The organism is Asanoa sp. WMMD1127, assembly GCF_029626225.1.
Taxonomy (GTDB): Bacteria; Actinomycetota; Actinomycetes; order Mycobacteriales; family Micromonosporaceae; genus Asanoa.
In genome coordinates this window covers 3,488,722-3,512,818 of the sequence record NZ_JARUBP010000001.1, presented here as the reverse complement: position 1 = coordinate 3,512,818, position 24,097 = coordinate 3,488,722, and the positions used below count along the sequence as shown (strand labels likewise).

The window sequence follows — 24,097 nt, the reverse complement described above, 5'->3', positions numbered from 1 at the left end:
CCCCGCCTTCTCATCCGTTCGGTGCGGATGCACCTGCCCGAATGATTAGGTCACGGCACGAGTAGGGAAGCGGCAACGCGGCGCGACCGACCACTTCGGACGGCCATCATCGGGCCTGCTTGCCCCGATGCGATCACCGGCCTCGCAAGCGAGGAGCCAACCAGCACCCAACGCGAATAGCCCGCCACCTGGGCCGACCTCGAATGCAACGCTCCGCCAACCTAGGCCCCCGCCCAACGGCGACCCAACCTTGGCAAGACGGGGTTGCTCGGATGACAGCCGCGCCACAACGCATCGCCAGGCGACGAGGGGACGCAGCCAGCCATCGCCGCAGCCACAATGTTGAATAGCTCACCACCGACGGCCCTAATGAGGTGTCAGCGACCTCGAAGCCAAGCGCGGTGCCCGCCGAACGCTTGGACTTGGGCTCTAATGCGGCAGCCGGCCCGCGCCGGCCAACGGGTGGTGGGAGGGTCAGCGAGGAGCAACATGGCGCGGACCCGGCGAACGCACCGCGCGAAGCCCTCCCTCCAGGGGAACCCCACGCCGCGCGCCGCAGGTCGAGTCATCGGCGGCCGGGCACCGCGGCCGTCAAAGTCCACAATAGATCTGAGCGCTACCCGGCGCGGGCGCCGCGTTCCGGCGGGAGCGACGGTCGTGCCCACCGCGAACCCGGGCACAGCAAACGGCGCGTCGGGAAAGCTTCCCGACGCGCCGCAGCGACATTCCTCAGAGGACCTTGTGCACCCAACCGTAGGGATCCGCGACGCGCCCCCGCTGGATGTCGACCAGGCGCTTGCGCAACCCCATCGTCACCTCGCCCGAGCCGCCGTCGCCGAGCTTGAAGGAGCCGCCTTCGAAGCGGACCTCGCCGATCGGGGTGATGACCGCGGCCGTGCCACACGCGAAGGCCTCGCGGATCCGGCCCGCCTCCGCGTCGGCGCGCCACTCGTCGAACGACACCGGTCGCTCGATCACCGCGCGACCGTCCTCACTGGCCAGTCGCATGATGGCCTCGCGGGTGATGCCTGGGAGGATCGTGCCGAGCGGCGGGGTGACGAGGGTGCCGTCGTCGTGGACGAAGAAGATGTTCATCCCGCCGAGCTCGTCGATCCAGCGCTGTTCGACCGCGTCGAGGAAGACCACCTGGTCGCAGCCGTTGGCGGCGGCCTCCTGTTGCGGCAGCAGCGACGCGGCGTAGTTGCCGCCGCACTTCGCCGCGCCCGTGCCACCCGGCGCCGCACGCGTGTAGTTCGGGCTCACCCAGACGTTGACGGGCTTGATGCCGTGCTTGAAGTAGGAGCCGACCGGCGACGCGATGACGACATAGAGGTATTCCATCGCCGGGCGGACGCCCAGGAAGACCTCGCTGGCGAACATGAACGGGCGCAGGTAGAGGCTGCCTTCGTCGTCCCGCGGGATCCATTCGCGGTCGATGCTGATGAGGCGGCGCAGCGAGTCGACGAACGCGCCTTCGGGCAGGTGGGGCATCGCCAGGCGGGTGGCCGACGTGGTGAACCGGGCCGCGTTGGCCTCCGGGCGGAACATGGTGACCGTGCCGTCGGCGTTGCGGTAGGCCTTGAGGCCCTCGAAGATCTCCTGCGCGTAGTGCAGCACCGCGCTGGCCGGGTCCATCTGGATCGGCGCGCGGGCTTCGACGCGGGCCTCGTACCAACCCTTTCCGTCGGCGTAACGGGCGGTCACCATGTGGTCGGTGAAGACCCGCCCGAAACCGGGGTCGACCATGAGCGCGGCGCGCTCGGCGGCGGGTACCGGCTGGGGATTCGGGCGAATCTCGAAGTCGAGCTTGTCACCACCGCTCATCGCGTTGGACCTCCAGGTAAGCCGGCGCGCGCCGGCAACGCTCAGTAAAGGCTGCGAAAGAAACTTACCCCGAACGGTCGTTCAAGGGCGAGAGGGCACCGGTCACCCGGTGCGGGCGAAGAATGGGCTCAGACCGCCGCGGCAGCGAGCCGATCACCAACCTCGGCGGTACGCAGCGGCGTGCCGGACGTGCGCCCGGCCAGCTCGGCGGCGACCGCCTCGGCTACTCGGTGTGCCGCGTCGGCGTGCCCGAGGTGGTCGAGCAGCAGCGACACGGAGAGCACGGCGGCGGCCGGGTCGGCCACGCCCTTGCCGGCGATGTCGGGCGCGGAGCCGTGCACCGGCTCGAACATCGACGGGTGGGTCCGCTCGGGGTTGATGCACCCGCTGGCGGCCATGCCGATGCCACCGGTCACGGCGGCGGCGATGTCGGTGAGGATGTCACCGAAGAGGTTGTCGGTGACGATGACGTCGTAGCGCTGCGGCTGGGTCACGAGGAACATCGCGGCCGCGTCGACGTGCTGGTATTCGGTCGCCACGTCGGGGTGCTCGGCGGCGACGGCCTCGAAGGTGCGCGACCACAGCGATCCGGCGTGGGTGAGCACGTTGGTCTTGTGGACGAGGGTGACCTTGCGGCGCGGGCGGCGCTCGGCGCGGGCGAACGCGTCACGGATGACCCGCTCGACGCCGTGCCGGGTGTTGAGGCTCTCCTCGGTCGCGATCTCGGCGGGCGTGCCCCGGTGGAGGCCGCCGCCGGCGCCGGCGTAGAGACCCTCGGTGCCCTCACGCACGACGATCATGTCGATCTCGCCGGGCTTGACCCCGGCCAGCGGGCTTGCCACGCCCGGGAAGAGGCGCGAAGGGCGCAGGTTGACGTATTGGTCGAAGACGAACCGGAGCTTGAGCAGCAGCCCGCGCTCGAGCACGCCCGGCGGCACGGTCGGGTCGCCGACGGCGCCGAGCAGGATCGCGTCGTGCCCCCGCAGCTCGTCGACGACCGAGTCCGGCAGCACCTCGCCGGTCCGGTGGTAGCGCGCGGCGCCGAGGTCGTATTCGGTCGCCTCGACTCCCGGGAGCACCGCGTCGAGCACCTTGCGCGCCTGGCCGATCACCTCGGGACCGATGCCGTCGCCGGCCACCACCGCGATCCGCGCCACTGACACGTCAAAGCTCCTTCGTCTGCGAAAGGTCTAACAAACGTTAAGCCATCGTCCCGACAACCGGTATGCGGCTCCCACGATGCGGAATCGGGCCCAGGCGCCGCCGAATCCGGCCAATGCGCTCAGGAAACTCTCAGCCGGTGCTCATGCCCCCGTCACTTGCAAATCCTAGGTTTAGTGGAGTCCACGCCGGAAGGGGGCCCAATGCGCCCAGACCTACGCCTCGGCGGCGGCTCGGCCACCACCATCGCCCACCCCGCCGCCGCCAACGGTGGCCTGGTCGCACACCACACCGTGCAGACCTCGACCGCGGGCTTCACGCTGACGCTCGTCAGTCCGGCCGCGATGAGCCGCCGCGACCTGGCGGCCGCCATCGCCGACGCGGTCGGCGAGCTCCGCGCGATCGACGTCGCCTACAGCCCGATCAGAGAGTCGAGCCTGGTCGCGCGCCTGCGTCGCGGCGAGGTCTCCGCCGACGCGTACGCGCCGCTGGCTGATCTGGTCGCCCGCTGCGACGCCATGCGCGCGGCCACCGACGGCTGGTTCGACGCCTGGTCGGCCCCCGGCGGCTTCGACCCCAGCGCCCTGGTCAAGGGCTGGGCGATGGAGCGGGCCGCCGCGCGGGTCCGGGCGGCGGGCATCACCGACTACGCGGTCGCGAGCGGCGGAGACCTGACGGTACGCGGAAACGCCCCGCACGGCGGCCCGTGGCGAGTGGCGGTGCACCACCCGTACGAGGCGCGCCGCAAGCCGGTGCACCTGGAGCTGACGGCCGGCGCCATCGGCACGAGCGGCGTAACGGGCCGCCGCGGCCACGTGATCAACCCACACAGCGCCGCCCCCGTCGACGAGGTCCGCGCCGCCACGGTGATGGGCCCTGACCTGGCGGTGGCCGACGCCTACGCCACGGCCCTCTACGCGGCCGGCGAGGCTGGAATGACCTGGTTCCCGACGCCCACGGGCTACACCGCGAGCCTGTTGGCCGAGTAGCGTCGCGACACGCGCACCACAACTGACCCTTGCGCCCCCGAGCGCACAATCGATAGCGTGTTCGAGCGGTTACGCAGTGAGGTTTCTCGGCGAGGAAAGGTCTTCGGGTGACCATCTCCAAGCCGTGCTCGTAACCACCCTCCGTAGTGCGCAACCAGCGCACGCGAACGTAGGTCAGCTCCCCCACCGCCGTTGCCGAGGCGGTCGGGGGAGCTGATCGCATTAGGGCAAGAAAAGTGCATCCACCAGCCGCACTGTTAGTCAACGGCGATGCGACCACTGCGCAACCCAAAGACCACCCGCACAGATCAACGCGGCGAAAGTCGACAAGCCCTTGCGAGTCCCAGACCCAAGACGGTCAACCGCAAACCGTGGCGACTAGTGGGCACCCGCCGCGGTGCCTGCACACGCGAGGAAGCGTAGTGGCGCGGTCGTGTTCCGCGCCGCCGGGCCGCCAAGCGAAGCAAGGGCGGCCCGGCGGCGCGGAACACGACCTACTCGGCGCCACGAAGCGCCCAAGCCATATGGCACAGTACGGGATGTGAGTTTCGATTTGGTGGTCTGGGCGATGGACCCGGGCGCCTCGGCAGACGATGTGGGCGCGGCGTTCGAGCTGTGCCAACAGGGCGAGCACGATGACGGTGCGCCGCACCCGCGGATCGCCGACTTCTACGCCGCGGTGACGGCGTCGTACCCGGACCGGGATGCGAACGGTTCGCCCTGGGCGGTCACGCCCCTGCACGTGGCGACGGACCACGTCGAGATGAAGCTCGACGAGGACTGCCCGGACGAGGTGCTGCTGGCCGTCGAGGAGCTCGCCGGCAAGCACGGCCTGATGTTGTTCGACCCCCAGGGCAACACGGTCTACCCGCCCGGCGCCATGACGTCCTGAGAGGACTGACAAACGCAAGCGGGACGGGCCAGGCCCGTCCCGCTTTCGTGCGTGTGACCTATTCGGTGCGCAGGTCGACCGCGCTCGCCGAGCCGGCGCCGATCTTCTCCTGAGCCACGGCCAGCAGTTCCGCGTCGACGGCGTTGTCGACGGTCAGCGTCATCAGCGCCTCACCGCCGGCCTCACGCCGGGCGACCTGCATGGCGGCGATGTTGACGCCGGCCTCGCCGAGGATCGAGCCGATCGCGCCGACCACGCCGGGCCGGTCCGCGTAGCGGAAGAACAACAGAATGCCGTCGGCGGCCAGCTCGAGCGCGAAACCGTCCACTTCGGTCAGCTTGGCGACTTCGCGGCTGCCCGAGAGGGTGACGGTGCCGGAGACGCTGACGGTGCGGCCGTCGGGCAGCGCGCCGCGGACGGTGACCAGCGTGGGCTGCTCGGCGGTGTCGGCCAGCGTGACGAGGTCGACCTCGACGCCCCGGTCGGCCGCGATGTGCGGCGCGTTGACGTAGGTGACCTGCTCCTCGACGACGGAGGCGAACAGCCCCTTGGTGGCGGCGAGCTTGAGCACCGACACCTCGTTGCCGAGGATCTCGCCGGACACCTCGACGGTGACGCTGGCGGCGACGCCACCCGCGACGGCGGTGAAGGCGCGGCCGAGCTTCTCGGCGAGCGGCAGCAGCGGCCGCACGTCCTCGGCGACGACGCCGCCGGCCTGGACGTTGACGGCGTCGGGCACGAACTCGCCCTGCAGCGCCAGCTTGACCGAGCGGGCGACGGCGAGGCCGGCCTTGTCCTGGGCCTCGGCTGTGGACGCGCCCAGGTGCGGGGTGGCGACCACGTTGTCGAACGCGAACAGCGGCGAGGAGGTGCACGGCTCCTTCGCGTACACGTCGATGCCGGCGCCCCCGACCCGGCCCTCCGCGATCGCGTCGGCCAGCGCCTGCTCGTCGATCAGCCCGCCGCGCGCGGCGTTGACGATGCGGACGCCCGGCTTGACCAGCGCCAGCTCCTTCTCACCGATCAGGCCGACGGTCTCGGGCGTCTTCGGCAGGTGGATGGAGATGAAGTCGCTCTCCCGCAGCAACTCCTCCAGACCCACGAGGCGCACGCCGAGCTGCGCGGCCCGGGCGGGCTGCACGTAGGGGTCGTAGGCGATGAGCCGCGTGCCGAACGCGGCGATCCGCTGGGCGAACAGCACGCCGATGCGGCCGAGGCCGACCACGCCGACGGTCTTGCCCTGGATCTCGACGCCGGTGTACTTGGACCGCTTCCACTCCCCCGCCTTGAGCGCGGTGCTCGCGCTCGCCGTGTTGCGCGCGACCGCGAGCAGCAGGGCGACCGCCTGCTCGGCCGCGGACACGATGTTGGACGTCGGCGCGTTGACCACCATGACGCCGCGCGCGGTGGCGGCGGGCACCTCGACGTTGTCGAGGCCGACGCCGGCGCGGGCGACGACCTTGAGGCGCGGCGCGGCCGCGATGGCGGCGGCGTCGATCTGGGTGGCGCTGCGGACGATCACCGCGTCGGCTTCGGCGAGCGCCGGCAGCAGCGCCTCGCGGTCGGAGCCGTCGACGTGCCGGACGTCGAAGTCGTGCGCGAGCACGTCGATGGCGGCGGGGGCCAGTTCTTCGGCGATAAGAACGACGGGAGTCATAGGTCCTCGTAAATTAGGGAAGGGGCGCCGGCAGCGGCTGCCTACCACTGAAATGGTAGGCGGCCGGCCCGCGCCCCAGGTTCTCCCTATGGCGTGTTTGGGCTCACAACGGGAGCTTTCGCCCCGGAGGGGGTGGTCGGGCTCACGCGGTCTCGGTGATCGGGCGGTCGACCCAGCTCATCATTCCGCGCAGCTTGCGGCCGGTCTCCTCGATCGGGTGAGCCGCGCCCTCCTGCCGCCACTTGGTGAAGTTGGGCCGGCCGTTGTCGTCCTCGGCGATCCACTCGCGCGCGAACTCGCCGGACTGCACCTCGCTGAGAATGCGCTTCATCTCCTCCTTGACGCGGGCGTCGATGACGCGCGGGCCGCGGGAGTAGTCGCCGTACTCGGCGGTGTCCGAGACGCTGTAGCGCATGCGGGCGATGCCGCCCTCGTACATCAGGTCGACGATGAGCTTGAGCTCGTGCAGGCACTCGAAGTAGGCGATCTCGGGTGCGTAGCCCGCCTCGGTGAGGACCTCGAAGCCGGTCTGCACCAACGCCGACGCGCCTCCACAAAGGACCGCCTGCTCGCCGAAGAGGTCCGTCTCGGTCTCTTCCTTGAAGGTGGTCTTGATGCCGCCGGCCCGCAGACCGCCGATCGCCTTGGCGTACGAGAGGGCGAGCGCGAGCCCGTTGCCGGTGGCGTCCTGCTCGACGGCGACGAGCACCGGCACGCCCTTGCCGTCGACGTACTGGCGGCGCACGAGGTGTCCGGGGCCCTTGGGCGCGACCATGGCGACGTCCACGTTGGCCGGTGGCTCGATGAAGCCGTACCGGATGTTGAGGCCGTGGCCGAAGAACAGCGCCTTGCCCGCGCTCAGGTTCGGCTCGATCGCCTCGGCGTAGAGCTTGCGCTGCGCGGTGTCGGGCGCGAGCACCATGATGACGTCGGCCTCGGCCGCGGCGGCGGCCGGAGTCTCGACCCGCAGGCCCTGCTCCTGCGCCTTCTCGCGGCTCTTGGAGCCTTCCGGCAGACCGATCACGACGTCGACGCCGGAGTCACGCAGCGACAGCGAGTGCGCGTGCCCCTGGCTGCCGTAGCCCAGGACGGCGACCTTCTTGCCCTGGATGATCGACAGGTCGGCGTCGTCGTCGTAGAAAACCTCTGCGGTCATGAACTTCCCTCTCGCGTGGTGGTGCTGTGTCAGGCGGCGCGAAGCGCCGGGCCGGTCGTGATGGAACGGGAGCCGCGCCCGATCGCGACCATCCCGGACTGGACCATCTCCTTGATCCCGTACGGTTCGAGGTCGCGCAGGAGCGCGTCCAGCTTGTCCGCGGTGCCGGTCGCTTCGATAGTCAACGTGTCCGGAGCCACGTCGATGACGCGGGCGCGGAACAGGTTGACCGTCTCGAGCACCTGCGAGCGGATCGCGCGGTCGGCGCGCACCTTGACCAGGACGAGCTCGCGCTGCACCGACTGCACCGGGTCCAGCTCGACGATCTTGAGCACGTTGACCAGTTTGTTGAGCTGCTTGGTGACCTGCTCGAGCGGCGACTCGTCGGCGTTGACCACGATCGTGATGCGGGAGATCTCGGGGTGCTCGGTCTCCCCGACCGCCAGCGAGTCGATGTTGAAGCCCCGCCGGGAGAACAGCCCCGACACCCGGGCCAGGACACCGGGCTTGTTCTCCACGAGCACCGACAGTGTGTGCTTGGACATCACAACTCATCCTCGTCGAAGGCCGGGCGGACGCCGCGGGCGAACATGATCTCGTCGTTGCTGGTGCCGGCGGCCACCATCGGCCACACCATGGCGTCTTTGCCGACCACGAAGTCGATGACGACGGGCGCGTCGTTGATCGCCATCGCCGCCTCGATCGTCTTGTCGACGTCTTCCTTGGTCTCGCAGCGCAGCCCGATGCAGCCCAACGCCTCGGCGAGTTTCACGAAGTCAGGGATGCGGTGCTTGTGCGTACCCAGGTCGGTGTTGGAGTAGCGCTCGCCGTAGAACAGCGTCTGCCACTGGCGCACCATGCCGAGGTTGCCGTTGTTGATCACGGCGACCTTGATCGGAATGCCTTCCAGCGCGCAGGTGGCCAGCTCCTGGTTGGTCATCTGGAAGCAGCCGTCGCCGTCGATCGCCCAGACCGTCGTGCCGGGCAGGCCGACCTTCGCGCCCATCGCGGCCGGGACGGCGTAGCCCATCGTGCCGGCGCCGCCGGAGTTGAGCCAGGTGTACGGCTTCTCGTACTGGATGAACTGCGACGCCCACATCTGGTGCTGGCCGACGCCGGCGCAGTAGATCGCCTCGGGGCCGGCGATCTTGCCGATCCGCTCGATCACGTACTGCGGCGCGAGCGTGCCGTCGGACGGCTCGTCGTAGCCGAGCGGGTAGCGCTGGCGCAGGTCGTCGAGCTGGGCCCACCAGGCGGTGCGGTCGCCCTTGCGGCCGGCGGCCTGCTCGGCGGTGATCGCCCCGATCAGCTCGTCGATGACGTACTTCGCGTCGCCCACGATCGGGACGTCCGCGGCGCGGTTCTTGCCGATCTCGGCCGGGTCGATGTCGGCGTGCACGATCGCCGCGTCGGGCGCGAACGAGTCGAGCTTGCCGGTCACCCGGTCGTCGAAGCGGGCGCCGAGGGCGACCAGCAGGTCGGCCTTCTGCAGCGCGTAGACGGCCGCGACGCTGCCGTGCATCCCGGGCATGCCGAGGTGCTGCTGGTGCGAGTCGGGGAACGCGCCCCGGGCCATCAGCGTGGTGACGACGGGGATGCCGGTCAGCTCGGCGAGCTTGCGCAGGCCGTCGGTGGCGCCGGCCTTGAGCACGCCGCCGCCGACGTAGAGCACGGGGCGCTTGGCGCCGCTCATCAGCCGCGCGGCCTCACGGATCTGCTTGCCGTGCGGGTGCAGCGTGGGCCGGTAGCCGGGCAGGTCCAGGGTCGGCGGCCAGGCGAACGTGGTCTGCGCCTGCAGCACGTCCTTGGGCACGTCGACCAGGACGGGGCCCGGACGGCCGGTGCTGGCGAGGTGGAACGCCTCGGCCAGGACCCGCGGGATCTCCTCGGCGTTCTGCACGAGGAAGTTGTGCTTGGTGATGGGCAGCGTGATGCCCTGGATGTCGGCTTCCTGGAAGGCGTCCGTGCCGATCGCGGGCCGCGCCACCTGACCGGTGATCGCCACGACCGCGACCGAGTCCATGTACGCGTCGGCGATGGGCGTGACGAGGTTGGTCGCGCCCGGCCCGGAGGTGGCGATGCAGACGCCGACCTTGCCGGTGGCCTGCGCGTAGCCGGTGGCCGCGTGCCCCGCGCCCTGCTCGTGGCGGACGAGGATGTGGCGGACCGACGAGTCGTAGATCGGGTCGTACGCGGGGAGGATCGCCCCACCGGGGATGCCGAACGCGACGTCGACGCCGAGCGACTCGAGCGACTTGACGAGTGACTGCGCTCCGGTGAGCTTGACCGGGGCGGGCTGGGCCGGCGGGGTGCGCTCGGCCTGACGCTCGGCGTGGCCGTGTGCGGCCTGGGCGGCGACGGTCGCCGGAGTGGCGTGGATCCGGTGGGCGACGGTCTCGGGAGTGGGTCTCGTCATGGCGGGTGCCTTCGCTCGGTGCTGCGCTCGTGTGGTGTTGGCGGTCTGTGGTGACCGCCCGTGATGGGGGTCACGTGTGTCCGGGCACAAAAATGGCCCTCGTGCAGATGCACGGGGCCGGCGCACTCTCCAGGAACGAGAGTGCGCTCAGGTAAGTACTCGAGACGACCAGCGTGGCGACATGCGGTTAACTCTGGCGTATCTCGCGGGATGAGTCAACTGATCCCACATCTTGGGCGACGGGTGTCGGGGCGGGTCGCTGGGCGGGCGGCGCGAGCTCCCCACACGCAGGGCGATCAGCAATCTTCTCGGTGGGGGTCCGCTTGACCTTGTCGGGGCGCGCGCCGGGTGACGTCGCGGCGTCGAGCATGGCCTCCAGGTGCTCGGCCGGCACGCCCCAGCCGAACAGCTGACCCTGGCCGAAGCGGCAGCCGGCGCCGACCACCGCCGCCTGCTCGCGCTGGTTGGTGACGCCCTCGGCGATCACCTCGAGCCCGAGCCGATGGCCGAGCCGCACGACGATGTCGACGAGCGGACCACCCTGCGGGCGGACGGCCTTGTTGCGGCCCAGCGGCTCGAGGCCGCCCGCCAGTGTCACCAGCGGTGGGAACCCGTCGTCGGCCGGGTCGCTCTCGGCGACCAGGCTGTGGTCGATCTTGAGGATGTCGATCGGCAGCCGGCGCAGCTGGCCCAGCGAGGAGTAACCGGTGCCGAAGTCGTCGAGCGCGATGCGTACGCCGATCGCCCGCAACGCCCGCAGCCGCTTGATCAGCTCGTCGAGGTCGGTGGCGACCGCGTGCTCGGTCACCTCGAGCACCAGTCGTTGCGGCGGCACGCGGTGGGCCCGCAGCGCCTCGGCGACCTGGTCGACGTAGACGGGCGCGTGCAGCTCGCGCGGCGAGACGTTGACGCTGACCCAGACGTCGTGCCCGTCGGCCAACCAGCGCGAGAGCTGGTGACAGGCCTGGTGCAGGACCCAGGCGCCGAGTTTGGCGATCATCCCGCACTCTTCGGCGATCGGGATGAACTCGTCGGGCCGCACCGCGCCGAGCTCGGGGTGGTGCCAGCGGAGCAGGGCCTCGGCGCCGACCGGGCGGACCGACGGCATGATCACGACAGGCTGGAACGCGAGGTGGAGCTCGCCGCGCTCGATCGCGCCGCGCATCTCGTGCTCGAGCGTGGTGCGCCGGCGCAGCAGCTGGTCGTAGGAGGCGTGGTAGCGCTCGACCCGGTTCTTGCCGCGCTGCTTGGCGTAGCGCAGGGCGAGGTCGGCGTGCTGCAGCAGCGTGGCGTCGTCGGCCGCGGTGTCGGCGCCCGCGACGCCGATGCTGACACTCAGGAAGACCCGGCCGGACTCCTGCTCGTAGGGCTTGTTGAGCACCCCGAGCAGGCGTTCGGCGGCGCCCTGGGCCTCGTGCGGCTTGGCCCACATCAGCACCGCGAACTCGTCGCCGCCGAGCCGGGCGGCCAGGTCGCCGGGGCGCAGGTTCATCCGGAGCCGCTGGCCGACCTCGACCAGCACGTCGTCGCCGACGTCGTGGCCGCGCATGTCGTTGACGTTCTTGAAGCCGTCGAGGTCGAGGCCGAGCAGCACGCACGGCTTGTCGGGGCCGACCTCCTCGGCCAGCGCGCGCAGCAGGCCGCGCCGGTTGGCCAGCCCGGTGAGCGGGTCGGTGTGGGCCAGCTCCTTGAAGTGCGCCTCGCGGTCCTGGAGGCGGATCGCGTAGCTGCGCACGTCGCGCAGCGCCACCATCTGGCGCACGACCAGCGCGAAGCCCTCGAGGCTGCCGAGCGCGATGCCCATCGCGGTGATCTGGCCGCCGGTCATCACGTGCACCATGCCGGCGACCGCCATCGCGATCATCGGCACGAACGCGTAGGTGGTGCCGCGGCGGATCACGTCGAGCTCGGCGATGGCCTCGGTGTCGCGGCCGCGACCGGCGAACGCGACGACCATCAGCGCGATCGGCATCACGACGCCGCTCAGCGTGGCCAGGCCCGGACCGGCCTGGCACAGCCCGGCGGTCAGCCCGACACCGCACGCGGCGACCGAGACCGCGCCGCAGCCCATCAGCAGCAGGCGCAGCCGCGAGCCGGCGCCGCGCATGGTGACGATCACGACGATGCCCACGGCGAGCGCGGCGGCGCCGGCGGCGATGAAGATGCCGACGCACGGGCGCGGGGTCGCTGTCCCGAAGACCTGGGTCGGCGGTGAGATCAGCACCCAGCCCACGAACCAGAGGGCGAACGCGATCACCAGCGCGTCGAGCAGGTGCCGGCCGGCGATGCGCCGCGTCCCGGCGGCCCAGGGCAGCCGGAGCAGGCCCGCGCACATCACGCCGGCGCTGATCGCGGTGCCGATGCCGATGCCGACCGCGAAGTTGGTGCGGGCCGACTGGTGGTGGCTCCAGTGCTCGGCGAAGGTGAGGACGCCGACGAGCGCGATGGCGGTGGTCAACGCGGCGAGCGCGCTGCCGATCGCGAGCATGAGGTGAGCCTGGCGGGCCGCGCCGACACGGGCGCGTGCGGAGGAGACCAGCAGGACCGTGACGACCGCGGCCGCCAAGGTGCCTGCGGCGGCGGCCAGTGCGGCACCGGTCCCGAAGTGCACGCATCAACTGTGCCGGATCGAATTGACCCATGGGGGACTCTGTGTGCGACGCGTAGCGTACTAACTGTTAGCGCACATTCCGGCATATGGTGCGAATCACGTCGGCTGTCGTCCCGTCTGGTGGACGTATGGCGTACCTGACGCGCGCTCTTCCGGTTTCCTGGTGCGAGACTTGACAACATGCCTGAGCTGCGTTCCAGAACCTCGACACACGGACGGACGATGGCCGGCGCCCGAGCCCTCTGGCGGGCCACCGGTATGACCGACGACGACTTCGGCAAGCCGATCGTCGCCATCGCCAACAGCTTCACGCAGTTCGTACCCGGGCATGTGCACCTCCGCAACATGGGCGCGTTGGTCTCCGAGGCCGTCACCGAGGCCGGCGGTGTGGGCCGCGAGTTCAACACGATCGCGGTCGACGACGGCATCGCGATGGGCCACGGCGGCATGCTCTATTCGCTGCCGAGCCGGGAGCTGATCGCCGACGCGGTGGAGTACATGGTCAACGCGCACTGCGCCGACGCCCTGGTCTGCATCTCCAACTGCGACAAGATCACGCCCGGCATGCTGCTCGCGGCGCTCCGGCTCAACATCCCGACGGTGTTCGTCTCCGGCGGGCCGATGGAGGCTGGCAAGACCGTCGCGGTCGACGGCGTCGTGCGCAACAAGCTCGACCTGATCGACGCGATGATCGCGGCGTCCAACGACGAGGTGACCGATGCCGAGCTGAGCGAGATCGAGAAGTCGGCCTGCCCGACCTGCGGGTCCTGCTCCGGCATGTTCACCGCCAACTCGATGAACTGCCTGACCGAGGCGATCGGCCTGTCGCTGCCGGGCAACGGCTCGACGCTGGCGACGCACGCGGCCCGGCGGCAGCTGTTCCTCGACGCCGGGCGCACCGTGGTCGACCTGGCGCGGCGCTACTACGACGGCGACGACGAGTCGGTGCTGCCGCGCAACATCGCGACCCGGCCGGCGTTCGAGAACGCGGTCGCGCTCGACGTGGCGATGGGCGGGTCGACCAACACCGTGCTGCACCTGCTGGCGGCGGCGCGGGAGGCGGAGCTCGACTTCGGCGTGACCGACATCGACGCGATCTCGCGCCGGGTGCCGTGCCTGGCCAAGGTGGCGCCCAACACGCAGAAATACCACATGGAGGACGTGCACCGGGCCGGCGGCATCCCGGCGATCCTGGGCGAGCTGGCCCGGGGCGGCGCGCTCGACACGTCCGTCCACTCGGTGCACTCCCCCGACCTGTCGTCGTGGCTCGCCGCGTGGGACATCCGGGGCGGGTCGCCGTCGCCGGCCGCGGTGGAGCTGTTCCACGCGGCGCCGGGCGGGGTGCGCACGACCGAGCCGTTCTCCACGGCGAACCGGTGGTCCACGTTGGACATCGACGCCGCTGACGGGTGCATCAGGGACTTCGCGCACGCGTACACCGCGGATGGTGGTCTGGCGATCCTGCACGGCAACCTGGCGCCCGAGGGCGCGGTCGTGAAGACGGCCGGCGTCGACGAGGAGCTGTGGCGGTTCAGCGGGCCGGCCAAGGTGTTCGAGTCGCAGGAGGCCGCCGTCGACGGGATCCTGGCCAAGGAGATCCAGCCGGGCGACGTCGTGGTCATCCGCTACGAGGGGCCGCGGGGTGGGCCGGGCATGCAGGAGATGCTCTACCCGACCTCGTTCCTCAAGGGGCGCGGGCTCGGCAAGGCGTGCGCGCTGATCACGGACGGGCGGTTCTCCGGCGGTACGTCCGGCCTGTCGATCGGGCACGTCTCGCCCGAGGCGGCCGGTGGCGGGCTGATCGCGCTGGTCGAGGAGGGCGACGAGATCGTCATCGACATCCCGGCGCGGTCGTTGACGCTGAACGTGCCTGACGAGGTGCTCGACGCGCGGCGGGTGGCGCAGGAGAAGCGCGACAAGCCCTACACGCCGGTGGATCGGGAGCGGCCGGTGTCGGCGGCTTTGCGGGCGTACGCGTCGATGGCGACGTCGGCCAGCGACGGGGCGTACCGGAAGGTTCCCGAGTAGTCAGTCGTTGACGCAGCGGAGGACGGGCTTGGTGGTGAGCCCGTCCTCCGCTGCTGTCGCTCCGCGGATCGTGAACGTGACCGTCTCGCCGGGGAAGAGGGTGCGGAGGGCGTCGTCGGCCTCGGCGTCGGGGTTCAGCCGGTCCGGGAAGACCGTGAGGTCGCGGAGGAAGGTTCTGGCCGTGACCGCCAGTTTCGTCTCGCCCTGTCGGTGGTGGACGGTCGCGTCGTACTCCGCCTTGGGGTAGGCGATGTCCTTGTCCTCGGCGTAGAACCACCAGGCTCGTTGACCGTCGGCCGCCGCCCAGAGGACCTCGCCGGTCGGGTCGCTCGCGTGGCTGAGGTCGTCGGCCAGGTCGTGGCTGGCTTTACTGTGGGGCGCCACCTCGATCGTCGCGTCGGTGACGGCCAGGCGCTTGCCGTCCAGTGTGGATCTCGTGACGGTCAGGGTCGTGCGCCATGGTTCCGCTGTTTCGTTGACGAGCACGGCGCGGTGGTCGTCCAGGGTGAGTAGGCGGTCGGCGTAGGCGCGGCGGAGGGCGTACCACATCGGTTTGCGGCGGCCGGCGCCGTCGATCGCGCTCCACGAGGTGACCGGCCAGCAGTCGTTGAGCTGCCAGACGATGGCGCCCATGCAGTACGGGCGGAGGGCGCGGAAGTGCTCGACGGCCTCCTGGATCGCGCGGGCCTGGATGACCTGGGTAAGGTAGTGCCAGTCGTCGGTGGTGGCCGGGTCTCCGAAGTGCTGCGCCAGTCCACGGTGGAGCTTCTTGTCGCCGTCGGCGGCCTTCTGGTGATGGCGCATGCCGGGTGAGTCGGGGGCCAGTGGGTCGTCGGTGATGCTTTCCTTGACGGTGGCCCAGGTCGGTGGGGCCTGATAGCCGAACTCGGCGACGAAGCGCGGCTCGTGGTCGCGGTAGTGGTGGTAGTCGAGTTGGTTCCACACGTCCCAGATGTGCATGGTGCCGTGGGCCGGGTCGTTGGGGTGGCGGTCGGCGCGGCCGGACCACGGGCTGCCCGGCCAGTAGGGGCGGGTCGGGTCCAGTCGCTCGACGATCTCGGGCAGGACGCGGTGGTAGTAGCCGGCGCCCCACGTCCTGTCGTGCAGGCGCTCCTGCCAGCCCCAGTCCGCGTGGCCCCAGATGTTCTCGTTGTTGCCGCACCACCAGAGGAGGCTGGGGTGGCTGGCGAGCCTGGCCACCTGTTCGGCCGCCTCGGCCGCGACCTCGGTGGCGAACGGCTCCTCCTCGGGATAGGCGGCGCAGGCGAAGAGGAAGTCCTGGGTGACCATCAGGCCGCGCTCGTCGGCGAGGTCGTAGAAATGGTCGGACTCGTAGCGGCCGCCGCCCCAGACGCGGAGGAGGTTGACGTTGGCCTCGGTGGCCTGGTCGAGCCGCTTCGCGAGGCGCTGCTTGGTGATGCGGCTCGGGAACGGGTCGTCGGGGATCCAGTTGACGCCGCGGACGAAGATCGGTTGGTCGTTGACCGTCACCGTGAACGGGGTGCCGTGCTCGTCCGGGGTCGTGTCGAGACGGACGTCGCGGAAGCCGACCTTCCGGTGCCAGGTGTCGAGTTTCGTGCCGGCGGCGTCGGTGAGGGTGACCTCGAGGTCGTAGCGGTCCGGGTCGCCGTAGCCGCGGGGCCACCAGCGGCGTGGGTCGGCCACCTCGACCGTGACCGTCGCGGTGCTGTTGTCGACGGTGGTGCTGGCGTGGTGGCCGGCTATGGCGGCGGTGAGCGTGAGGGGGCCTTCGCTCGCTCGCTCGATATCGGCGTGGACCTCGACGCGGCCGGTGTGGTCCTTGACCGTCGTCAATGGACGGACCTGGGCCAGGCGGGCGGTGTGCCAGAGGTCGAGGCCGATCGGTTGCCAGATGCCGGCGGTGACCAGGGTTGGACCCCAGTCCCAGCCGAAGTTGCAGGCCATCTTGCGGATGAAGTTGAACGGCTCCGGGTACGCGTTCGGGCGGTCGCCGAGCCGCTCCTGCCAGTGCCGGGCGTACTCCCGGGCGGGATGGAAGGTGATCCGCAGGTCGTTGGCGCCGGGACGGAGGCCGTCGCGCACGTCGAAGCGGTAGGACCGGTGCATGTTGGCCGTGCTGCCCAGCGGGACGCCGTTGAGCTCGAGGTCGGCGACGGTGTCGAGGCCCTCGCAGACGAGGTCGACCCGGTCGTGGCCGCCGGGCCCGTGCCAGTCGAACGTGGTGGTGTATCGCCATGCGGCGTCGCCGATCCAGGCCAGCGCCGTCTCGTTGTCGTCGACGAACGGGTCGGGGATCAGGCCGGCGGCGAGCAGATCGGTGTGCACGCACCCCGGCACGGTCGCGGGGATCGTTGTTATCCGATCGGGCACGCCGTCGGCGCTCGCGGGCGTCAGTGCCCAGCCGGAATGAAGCGGTTTCCGCATGGGCTTCGACCCTTCGCCGATCCGTAGTGCTGAACCGGATAAGTGGAATTGACGGTACGATGGCCGCGGGAATGCTGTCAACGGCGGTGGTAGCTTGCCCGTGAGGTCTGCCCTTCGGCGGGCATTCTCCTTGGGAGGCGGGTTGAAACGGCCCACGATCGCTGACATCGCCGAGCGGGCGGGCGTCTCCAAGGGCGCGGTGTCCTACGCGCTCAACGGCCACCGCGGCGTCTCCGAGACCACCCGGCGGCGGATCCTGGCCATCGCCGAGGAGATCGGCTGGAACCCGCACAGCGCCGCCCGCGCGCTGTCCGGCGCGGCCGCCGACACGATCGGCCTGGCCCTGCGCCGCCCGGCCAAGGTGCTGGGCTTCGAGCCGTTCTACATGGAGCTCATCAGCGGCGTGGAGGCCGAGCTGTCCGCCCGCTCGTACGCGCTGATGCTGCAGATCGTGGCCGACGCCGACGCGGAGGTCGCCGTCTACCGCCGCTGGTGGGGCGAGCGCCGGGTCGACGGTGTGCTGATCTGCGACCTGCGGGTGAGCGATCCGCGGATCCCGGTGGTGACGTCGCTGCGCCTGCCGGCGGTGGTGGTCGGCGGCCCGGAAGGCGTCGGCGACGTGCCCCACGTCTGGAACGACGACGCGATCGCGCTGGTGGAAACGGTTGAGTACCTGGCCGCGCTCGGGCATCGCCGGATCGCCCGGGTCGCGGGGTTGTCGGACCTGTGGCACACGCGCGTGCGGGCCGGCGCCTTCCACGGCGCCTGCAAGCGGCTGGGCGTGACGCGCTCGCTGACGGTGGGCACCGACTACTCCGGCGAGGAGGGCGCGCGGGCCACCCGCCGCCTGCTGAGCGCCGACGACCGGCCCACGGCGGTGATCTACGACAACGACGTGATGGCGATCGCCGGGCTCGGTGTCGCGCAGGAGATGGGCCTGACCGTGCCCGGCGATCTGTCCATCGTGGCCTTCGACGACTCGCCGCTGTGCCGCCTGGTCCATCCGGCGCTGACGGCGCTGACCCGCGACATCCCGGCATACGGCGCCCTGGCCGCCCGCCAACTGCTGTCCGCCATCGCCGGGCAACCGGTCGGCTCGGTCCAGGACACGACGGCGAAACTGGCACCCCGCGCGAGCACGGCCCCGCCGCGCGCTACTTAACCGGTTCATTCCATCGCGTGTGCAAATGCGGCACGGCGGCCAGAAGATTGCGCGTGTATTCGTGCCGCGGCCGGTCGAAGACCTGTTCCGTCGGCCCGGCCTCGACCACCTCGCCGGCGCGCAGGATGACGGTGCGGTCGCTGATATAGGTGCCGAGCGCCAGATCGTGGGTGACGAAGAGAACCCCGAGCCCGCCGGCCTTGAGATCACCGAGCAGGTTCAACACGTCGATCCGCGTCGAGGCGTCGAGCATGCTGATGATCTCGTCGGCGACGAGGAGACGGATGTCCAGCAGGAGCGCCCGCGCGATCAGCATTCGTTGCAGCTGGCCGCCGCTGAGCTGATGCGGGTATTTGTGCAGGACGTCGGCGGGCTCGAGCCGCACACCTTCGAGGGCGGCCTCGACCCGCTCCCGCCACCGCGCCGCGGTGGTCGACGGGAAGAAGCCGTCCTTCACGAGGGTGAAGACGCGGTCGGCCTTGAAGACGGGGTTGAAGGTGCTGAACGGGTCCTGGAAGACGCCCTGCACCTGGCGGTGGTAGCCGCGCAGGGCCCGACCACGCAACCGGTTCACCGCGACACCGTCGAACGTGATCTCACCCCGCGTAGGCGCCGCGAGCCCCAGAACCATCCGCCCGATCGTGGTCTTGCCGCTGCCACTCTCCCCGATCAGCGACACGACCTCGCCGGGCCTCACCTCCAGAGAGACATCCCGGACGGCGGTCAGCTCGCGACTCCCGAACGCGCCGAGCCGGTAGTTCTTCCAAACCCCGTCAAGCCGCAACACCGAAGCCCACCCTCCGTCGCGGATCTCTTGCCGGTCGGCGGCCGCCGCTCGACCTCCCGTCTTCCGCTGGCCTGCTCAACAGCGAACCGCCCTGCTCTCGGCGCGCGCGCCGCGGTTCGCAGACCGCCGGTGTCCCGCCGACCGACCAGCGGTCGGCCGTCCGCGGGACTCCGCGCGTGGCGACGTCGCCGCGGCCAGGATGTGCCGGGAGCCGGGGCGGCTGCCGACCATCCCGCCGGCGCGTCACGAGCCGGCCTTCCAGCAGGCGACCTGGTGGTTCTTCGCTACCTCGACGAAGGGTGGTTGTTCGGCGCACTTGTCGAAGGCGAGCGGGCACCGGGCCCGGAAGCGGCAGCCCTGCGGCGGGTTGCGCAGCCCCGGTGGTCGGCCCGGTATACCGGTCAGCCTCCGGTCCGTGAAGCGGGCGCCGACTTCGGGGAGCGCGCCGATCAAGAGCTGGGTGTAGGGGTGAAGCGGTTCCGTTACGACCACATCGGAGGGTGCCTTCTCGGCCAGGCGGCCCGCGTACATGACCATGATCGTGTCGGCGATCTGGTAGACCAGCGAGATGTCGTGGGTGACGACCAGCATGCTGCGCACGTAGCCGCGGTCGCGGAACTGGACCAGCGTCTCCGCGACCGCGCGTTGGGTCGAGACGTCCAGGGCCGAGGTCACCTCGTCGGCCACCAGGACCGCCGGGTCGCGCAGGGTCGACAGGACCAGGACCACGCGTTGTTTCATGCCGCCGGACAGTTCGATCGGGTAGTTGTCGAGGACGCGCTCCGGCAGCCCGACGAGGTCGAGCCGGCGGAGCAGTTCCGGGCGCGCCGCCGTGAAGTCGATGCCGTGCGCGGTCAGCAGGTCCGACACCAGGCGGCGGATGCGTACCGTCGGGTTGAGGGCGCTCATCGCGTATTGCGGGATGACCGAGACCGTCTTGAAACGGAACCGGTTCATCGCCTGGTCGTCGTCGATGGGTAGCGCCTCGTCGTCGACCGTGACCTTCCCGCCGACGTGCTTCATCCGGTTGTCGAGGCGGACCAGGCTCTTGCCCAGGGTCGACTTTCCACACCCTGACTCGCCGACGACGCCCATGATCTCGCCGTCGGCGACCGTGAACGAGACTCCGTCCAGCGCGCGCACGTCGCCGCGGAGCGTTCGGTAGTGGACCCGCAGGTCGTCGACCCTCAGCACCACGGTCACATCTCCCGCAGCTTGGGGTTGAAGACCTCGTCGAGGCCCACGTTCATCACGTAGAGCGCGCCGACGATCGCGGTGACCGCCGCGCCGGGCGGCACGAACCACCACCACAGCCCCAGATGCAGGGCGCTCCAATGCACCGCGCTGTTCATCATCAGCCCGAGCGACACCACGTTCGTCGGACCCAGGCCGATGAAGTCGAGCGTCGCCGCCATCAGCACCGCCCCGCCGAACAGCAGGATGAACGTCATGAACAGGTAGGAGCTCATGTTGGGCGCGATCTCGCGGCGAATGATTGCCAGCGGGCGCATCCCGCTTAACCGGGCCAGGTCGACGAACTCGCGGGACCTGATCGAGAACGTCTGCGCCCGGACGGCCCGTGCCACCCAGGGCCAGGAGAACAGGCCGATGAACAGGGCCTGCATCGGCACGGAGGTGATGCCGACGTACGCGTGCAGGATGATCAGGACCGCCAGCGCCGGTAGGACGAGGACGATGTTGGTCAGCATGTTGAGCAGCTCGTCGACCAGCCCGCCGCGGTAGCCGGCGACGAAACCGACCGTCATGCCGACCAGCCCCGCGAGCCCGCCGCCGAGCACGCCGACCAGGAACGTCGACCGGATCCCGTTGGCGAACTGCAGGAACACGTCCTGCCCGAACGTGGTGGTGCCGAACCAGTAGTCGGCCGAGGGCGGGGCGGCCGGCGGACCCACGTACTCGTTGGGGCCGTGGTCCGTGAACAAGGGGGCAACCAGACCGAGGACGAGGAACGCCAGGATCACCGCCGATCCGCCGACCACTTTCTTGTTTCGCAGCGCGAAGTGCAGCGTCTCACGGCGGCGACCGACCGGTGGCTCAACCGGTTCAGCCAGCAATGTCGCCGAAACGGGGTCCGTCATGTCGCCCCCTGCATGCCGGTCCGGGTGCGCGGGTCCACCAGGACGTAGACGACGTCGATCACGAAGTTGGCCACGAGCACGCCGATCACGATGAACAGGAACGCGCCCTGCAACAGGAAGAAGTCCTGGTTCTGGATGGCCTGCAGGATCAGGTGACCGAGACCCGGGTACGCGAACACGATCTCGGTCACCAACGCGCCGGCCACCAGCACACCCAGTTGCAGCGCCAAACCGGTTAACTGCGGGAGCAGCGCGTTGCGGAACGCGTAGCGGCGGATCAGCCGGCGCGGCGCCCCGAGCGCGGCCAGGTAGCTGGCGTAGTCGGCTTCCAGCTCGTAGATGATCAGGTTGCGCATGCCGATGGCCCAGCCGCCGAAGGCCACCAGGAACAGCGACAGGAACGGCAGGAACCAGTGCTGGGCCAGGCTGGCGGCGAACGTCCACGACCACGCCGGTCGCAGCTCGAAGCTGTAGCCCCCGGCCACCGGGAACACGCCGGCGACGATCCCGAGGCTCCAGGCCAGCAGGATGCCGAGCCACATGTAGGGCGTGGCGGTCAGCGCGTACGAGACGGGCAGGGCGGTGTTGTCGAGCCAGCGCCGGCGGGCCGCGAGGGCGCCCACCTTGTTGCCGGCCCACCAGCTCAGCAGGATCGACGGCAGCAGCAGCGCGAGCGTGTAGGGCACCGCCCGGACGATGACGTCCGCGACCGGCGCCGGGAACAGCCACACGCTCACACCGAGGTTGCCCTGGAACAGCTCGAGCCAGTAGTTCACGTACTGCTTCCACAATGGAACGTCGAGGCCGAAGACGTTCTCGTAATAGGCCCGCATCGGCGCGATCGCCTCGGGGTTGGAGACCGACGTGCGCGTCAGCATCCGCAGGACCGGGTCCCCCGGCATGAACCGGGGGATGATCCAGTTGAGCGTCACCGCGACCACGAAGGTCAGCACGTAGATCGCGAGTTTGCGGCCGAAGTACCGCCTCATCCGGCGACCGGCTTCAGCTGGGTCAGCATCTTGATGCTGCCCATCTCCCAGAGGTTGTTCCACGTGGTCGGCAGAGCCTTGGGCGCGTCAGCGGCCGCAGACGGCCAGTTGGTCCAATGTGTGGTGTTGAACTGCGCCCACAAACCGTTGTACCACAACGGAATCATCGGCAACTCGGTCAGCTGGATGCGCTCCAGCTCGCTCATGGTGGTCTTGAACTCCGGAGCGTCCTGCGGCGTGCGCGCGAGCTTCTGCACCAGCTCCCACGCGGCCTTGTTCTCGTAGCGGGCGAAGTTGGCGTTGAACTGCTGCTGCTGGACCGGCAGCTGGAAGATGTAGTTGTAGAAGTGCCACGGCGTGTTGGACAGGCCGGCCCAGTTGTTGAGGACGAGGTCGAACTTCCCGGCGGTACGGGCGTCGTCGAGCGCGCCGGCGTCGGGGAACTCGGCCACCACGTTGATGCCGGCCGCCTGCGCACCGGCGCTGATCACCCGGGCCGCCTCCATCCAGTCGGTCCACCCGGCCGGCACGATCAGCGACAGCTTGACCGGTTTACCGTCCTTGCCCTCGACGAACCCGTCGCCGTTGGCGTCGCGGTAGCCGGCGTCGGCCAGCGTCTTCTTCGCCTTGCCCGGGTCGAAGCCGAACCCGTTCTGGCTGACCACGGCCTGGTCGACGAACTGGTCCCAGACGGGCAGCAGACCGGTCGGGTTGGCCGCGCGGACGATGTTGCCGTACACCCCTTCGACGATCTTCTTCGTGTCGATCGCGCTGGCCAGCGCCCGCCGGAACGCGACGTCGTTCATCGGCGCCTTGGTGGTGTTGGGAATCAGCATCGCCGTGTTGGCGGAGAGCATGTAGGGCGGGTCGGGGTAGTACGTCTTCACCTTGAAGTCGCCCTTGACCAGGTTGGCGATGCCCGGCAGGAAGTTGTTGGACAGGTCCATGTTGCCCTGCAGCAGCAGGCCGAGCGCGACCTCGTTGCTGGAGTTGACGATGTCGACGATGTAGGTCGGCTGGACCGCGAGGTTAAGCGCTTCAGTCGCCCACCAGTCGGCCTTCTTCTTCCACACCATGCGGTCCTGGTCGTGCGTCAGGTACTCGTAGGGCCCCGTGCCGATCGGTTTCTCGTTGGCGGTCGTGGTGATGTCGGCCTCGGAGCGCGTCTCCCAGACGTGCTTGGGGACGATGGCGTTCTCGAAGAGCCAGTTCTCCCACTCCTGGATCCGCGGGTCGGTGAAGGTGAACCGCACCGTGCGCGGGTCGACCACGTCGACGGCGGAGAGCCAGGTCCAGAGATTGCTGTACGGGACGGCTTTGATTTTGCCCAGCTCGGCCGTGTATTTCACGTCGTCAGCGGTCAGCGGCTTGCCGTCGCTCCAGGTGACGCCCTCGCGCAGGGTCAGCGTGTAGGTCTTGTCGGCCCACTCGCCCTTCTCCGCGAGCCACGGGGTGAGCTCGGTCTTCTCGGGGTCGAACAGGAACAACGTCTCGTAGGCGAGCCCGACCGTGCCCATCGCGTAGCCGGGGATGATCGGGTTCCAGCTGTTGGGCGGTCCCCACTGGGTGCCGCTGGTGTAGAGCGTCTCGTTGCGCGGGTAGGCCCCGCCGGCGCCGCCCGGGCCGGGCAGTCCGCCGGCGCCCGGCGCCGCGCCGCCGCCGTCTCCGCCGGTGCACCCGGCCACTCCGAGGGTGAGCGCGAGCGCTCCCGCCACCAGCCACCTCGACCGCCTATGCATTGCCGTCCTCCTCCGAGCAGGGAGCTTCGACGTGCGATGTTAGGTAGATCACTTAACCGGATAAGTAGACACACTGAAACACGCGAATATGCCTTCGTCAAGAGCGCTCCCATGCCTGCCCCAAGTCCTCGCAGGCACCCGAATGGGAGCGCACCCACTTAACCGGTTGCTTTTGCCGTCT

General features: G+C 70.0%; 17 protein-coding genes. 4 read left to right on the top strand and 13 right to left on the bottom strand.

The features are described from left to right. Window positions 1-729: 729 nt before the first annotated feature. Both O7635_RS16680 and O7635_RS16675 read right to left on the bottom strand, forming a co-directional pair. Window positions 730-1,824, bottom strand: coding sequence for a branched-chain amino acid aminotransferase (locus O7635_RS16680; protein WP_278081355.1), 1,095 nt, complete (start codon window positions 1,822-1,824; stop codon window positions 730-732). A 128-nt stretch (window positions 1,825-1,952) separates the two neighbouring features. Beyond that, window positions 1,953-2,981, bottom strand: coding sequence for a 3-isopropylmalate dehydrogenase (locus O7635_RS16675; RefSeq protein WP_278085497.1), 1,029 nt, complete (start codon window positions 2,979-2,981; stop codon window positions 1,953-1,955). A 207-nt stretch (window positions 2,982-3,188) separates the two neighbouring features. On the opposite strand from O7635_RS16675, the gene O7635_RS16670 reads away from it, so the two are divergent. Further along, entirely contained in the window at window positions 3,189-3,974 is a 786-nt protein-coding gene (locus O7635_RS16670) for an FAD:protein FMN transferase (RefSeq protein WP_278081354.1), read from the top strand. A gap of 541 nt (window positions 3,975-4,515) precedes the next feature. Then, window positions 4,516-4,866: a hypothetical protein gene (locus tag O7635_RS16665; RefSeq protein WP_278081353.1), complete on the top strand. Its 351-nt coding sequence runs from the start codon at window positions 4,516-4,518 to the stop codon at window positions 4,864-4,866. 58 nt (window positions 4,867-4,924) lie between these two features. Here the strand turns inward: O7635_RS16665 and serA are convergent, their stop codons facing one another. The 5 genes from serA to O7635_RS16640 form a co-directional block, all read right to left on the bottom strand. After that, on the bottom strand, window positions 4,925-6,523 hold the full coding sequence (gene serA / locus O7635_RS16660; RefSeq protein WP_278081352.1) for a phosphoglycerate dehydrogenase: 1,599 nt from the start codon (window positions 6,521-6,523) through the stop codon (window positions 4,925-4,927). Between the two features lie 142 nt (window positions 6,524-6,665). Continuing rightward, window positions 6,666-7,679 carry a ketol-acid reductoisomerase gene (ilvC, locus tag O7635_RS16655; protein WP_278081351.1) on the bottom strand — a complete coding sequence of 338 codons (1,014 nt, stop codon included), beginning with the start codon at window positions 7,677-7,679 and terminating at the stop codon, window positions 6,666-6,668. Window positions 7,680-7,708: 29 nt separating this feature from the next. After that, complete coding sequence (ilvN, locus tag O7635_RS16650; protein ID WP_278081350.1) at window positions 7,709-8,224, bottom strand: acetolactate synthase small subunit; 516 nt, start codon at window positions 8,222-8,224, stop codon at window positions 7,709-7,711. Continuing rightward, entirely contained in the window at window positions 8,224-10,095 is a 1,872-nt protein-coding gene (locus O7635_RS16645; RefSeq protein WP_278081349.1) for an acetolactate synthase large subunit, read from the bottom strand. Before O7635_RS16645 ends, ilvN begins: the two co-directional genes overlap by 1 nt. Window positions 10,096-10,282: 187 nt before the next feature. Beyond that, window positions 10,283-12,706, bottom strand: coding sequence for a bifunctional diguanylate cyclase/phosphodiesterase (locus tag O7635_RS16640; RefSeq protein WP_278081348.1), 2,424 nt, complete (start codon window positions 12,704-12,706; stop codon window positions 10,283-10,285). A 180-nt stretch (window positions 12,707-12,886) separates the two neighbouring features. On the opposite strand from O7635_RS16640, the gene ilvD reads away from it, so the two are divergent. Further along, window positions 12,887-14,734, top strand: coding sequence for a dihydroxy-acid dehydratase (ilvD, locus tag O7635_RS16635; RefSeq protein ID WP_278081347.1), 1,848 nt, complete (start codon window positions 12,887-12,889; stop codon window positions 14,732-14,734). Here the strand turns inward: ilvD and O7635_RS16630 are convergent, their stop codons facing one another. Further along, window positions 14,735-17,140, bottom strand: coding sequence for a glycoside hydrolase family 2 TIM barrel-domain containing protein (locus O7635_RS16630; protein ID WP_278081346.1), 2,406 nt, complete (start codon window positions 17,138-17,140; stop codon window positions 14,735-14,737). Between the two features lie 142 nt (window positions 17,141-17,282). On the opposite strand from O7635_RS16630, the gene O7635_RS16625 reads away from it, so the two are divergent. Continuing rightward, on the top strand, window positions 17,283-18,302 hold the full coding sequence (locus O7635_RS16625; RefSeq protein WP_278081345.1) for a LacI family DNA-binding transcriptional regulator: 1,020 nt from the start codon (window positions 17,283-17,285) through the stop codon (window positions 18,300-18,302). Here O7635_RS16625 and O7635_RS16620 read toward each other — a convergent pair. From O7635_RS16620 to O7635_RS16600, 5 genes are all read right to left on the bottom strand, one after another. Beyond that, the gene (locus tag O7635_RS16620; protein WP_278081344.1) at window positions 18,295-19,089 is read right to left on the bottom strand and encodes an ATP-binding cassette domain-containing protein; all 795 of its coding nucleotides are present in this window, start codon (window positions 19,087-19,089) and stop codon (window positions 18,295-18,297) included. The genes O7635_RS16625 and O7635_RS16620 overlap by 8 nt on opposite strands. Before the next feature lie 243 nt (window positions 19,090-19,332). After that, window positions 19,333-20,292 carry an ABC transporter ATP-binding protein gene (locus tag O7635_RS16615; RefSeq protein WP_278081343.1) on the bottom strand — a complete coding sequence of 320 codons (960 nt, stop codon included), beginning with the start codon at window positions 20,290-20,292 and terminating at the stop codon, window positions 19,333-19,335. Then, window positions 20,289-21,188, bottom strand: a complete 900-nt coding sequence (locus O7635_RS16610) for an ABC transporter permease (RefSeq protein WP_278081342.1) — start codon at window positions 21,186-21,188, stop codon at window positions 20,289-20,291. Before O7635_RS16610 ends, O7635_RS16615 begins: the two co-directional genes overlap by 4 nt. Continuing rightward, window positions 21,185-22,177: an ABC transporter permease gene (locus O7635_RS16605; protein WP_278081341.1), complete on the bottom strand. Its 993-nt coding sequence runs from the start codon at window positions 22,175-22,177 to the stop codon at window positions 21,185-21,187. The genes O7635_RS16610 and O7635_RS16605 overlap by 4 nt, the downstream gene beginning before the upstream one ends. Next, window positions 22,174-23,892, bottom strand: coding sequence for an ABC transporter substrate-binding protein (locus O7635_RS16600; protein WP_278081340.1), 1,719 nt, complete (start codon window positions 23,890-23,892; stop codon window positions 22,174-22,176). The genes O7635_RS16605 and O7635_RS16600 overlap by 4 nt, the downstream gene beginning before the upstream one ends. Between the last annotated feature and the right edge of the window lie 205 nt (window positions 23,893-24,097).

What these genes read in the sequence shown, in the direction of transcription:
- O7635_RS16630 (WP_278081346.1), bottom strand. Translation starts at nt 17,140, where the DNA reads ATGCGGAAACCGCTTCATTCCGGCTGGGCACTGACGCCCGCGAGCGCC.
- O7635_RS16680 (WP_278081355.1), bottom strand. Translation starts at nt 1,824, where the DNA reads ATGAGCGGTGGTGACAAGCTCGACTTCGAGATTCGCCCGAATCCCCAG.
- ilvC (WP_278081351.1), bottom strand. Translation starts at nt 7,679, where the DNA reads ATGACCGCAGAGGTTTTCTACGACGACGACGCCGACCTGTCGATCATC.
- O7635_RS16670 (WP_278081354.1), top strand. Translation starts at nt 3,189, where the DNA reads ATGCGCCCAGACCTACGCCTCGGCGGCGGCTCGGCCACCACCATCGCC.
- O7635_RS16645 (WP_278081349.1), bottom strand. Translation starts at nt 10,095, where the DNA reads ATGACGAGACCCACTCCCGAGACCGTCGCCCACCGGATCCACGCCACT.
- ilvD (WP_278081347.1), top strand. Translation starts at nt 12,887, where the DNA reads ATGCCTGAGCTGCGTTCCAGAACCTCGACACACGGACGGACGATGGCC.
- serA (WP_278081352.1), bottom strand. Translation starts at nt 6,523, where the DNA reads ATGACTCCCGTCGTTCTTATCGCCGAAGAACTGGCCCCCGCCGCCATC.
- O7635_RS16605 (WP_278081341.1), bottom strand. Translation starts at nt 22,177, where the DNA reads ATGAGGCGGTACTTCGGCCGCAAACTCGCGATCTACGTGCTGACCTTC.
- ilvN (WP_278081350.1), bottom strand. Translation starts at nt 8,224, where the DNA reads ATGTCCAAGCACACACTGTCGGTGCTCGTGGAGAACAAGCCCGGTGTC.
- O7635_RS16610 (WP_278081342.1), bottom strand. Translation starts at nt 21,188, where the DNA reads ATGACGGACCCCGTTTCGGCGACATTGCTGGCTGAACCGGTTGAGCCA.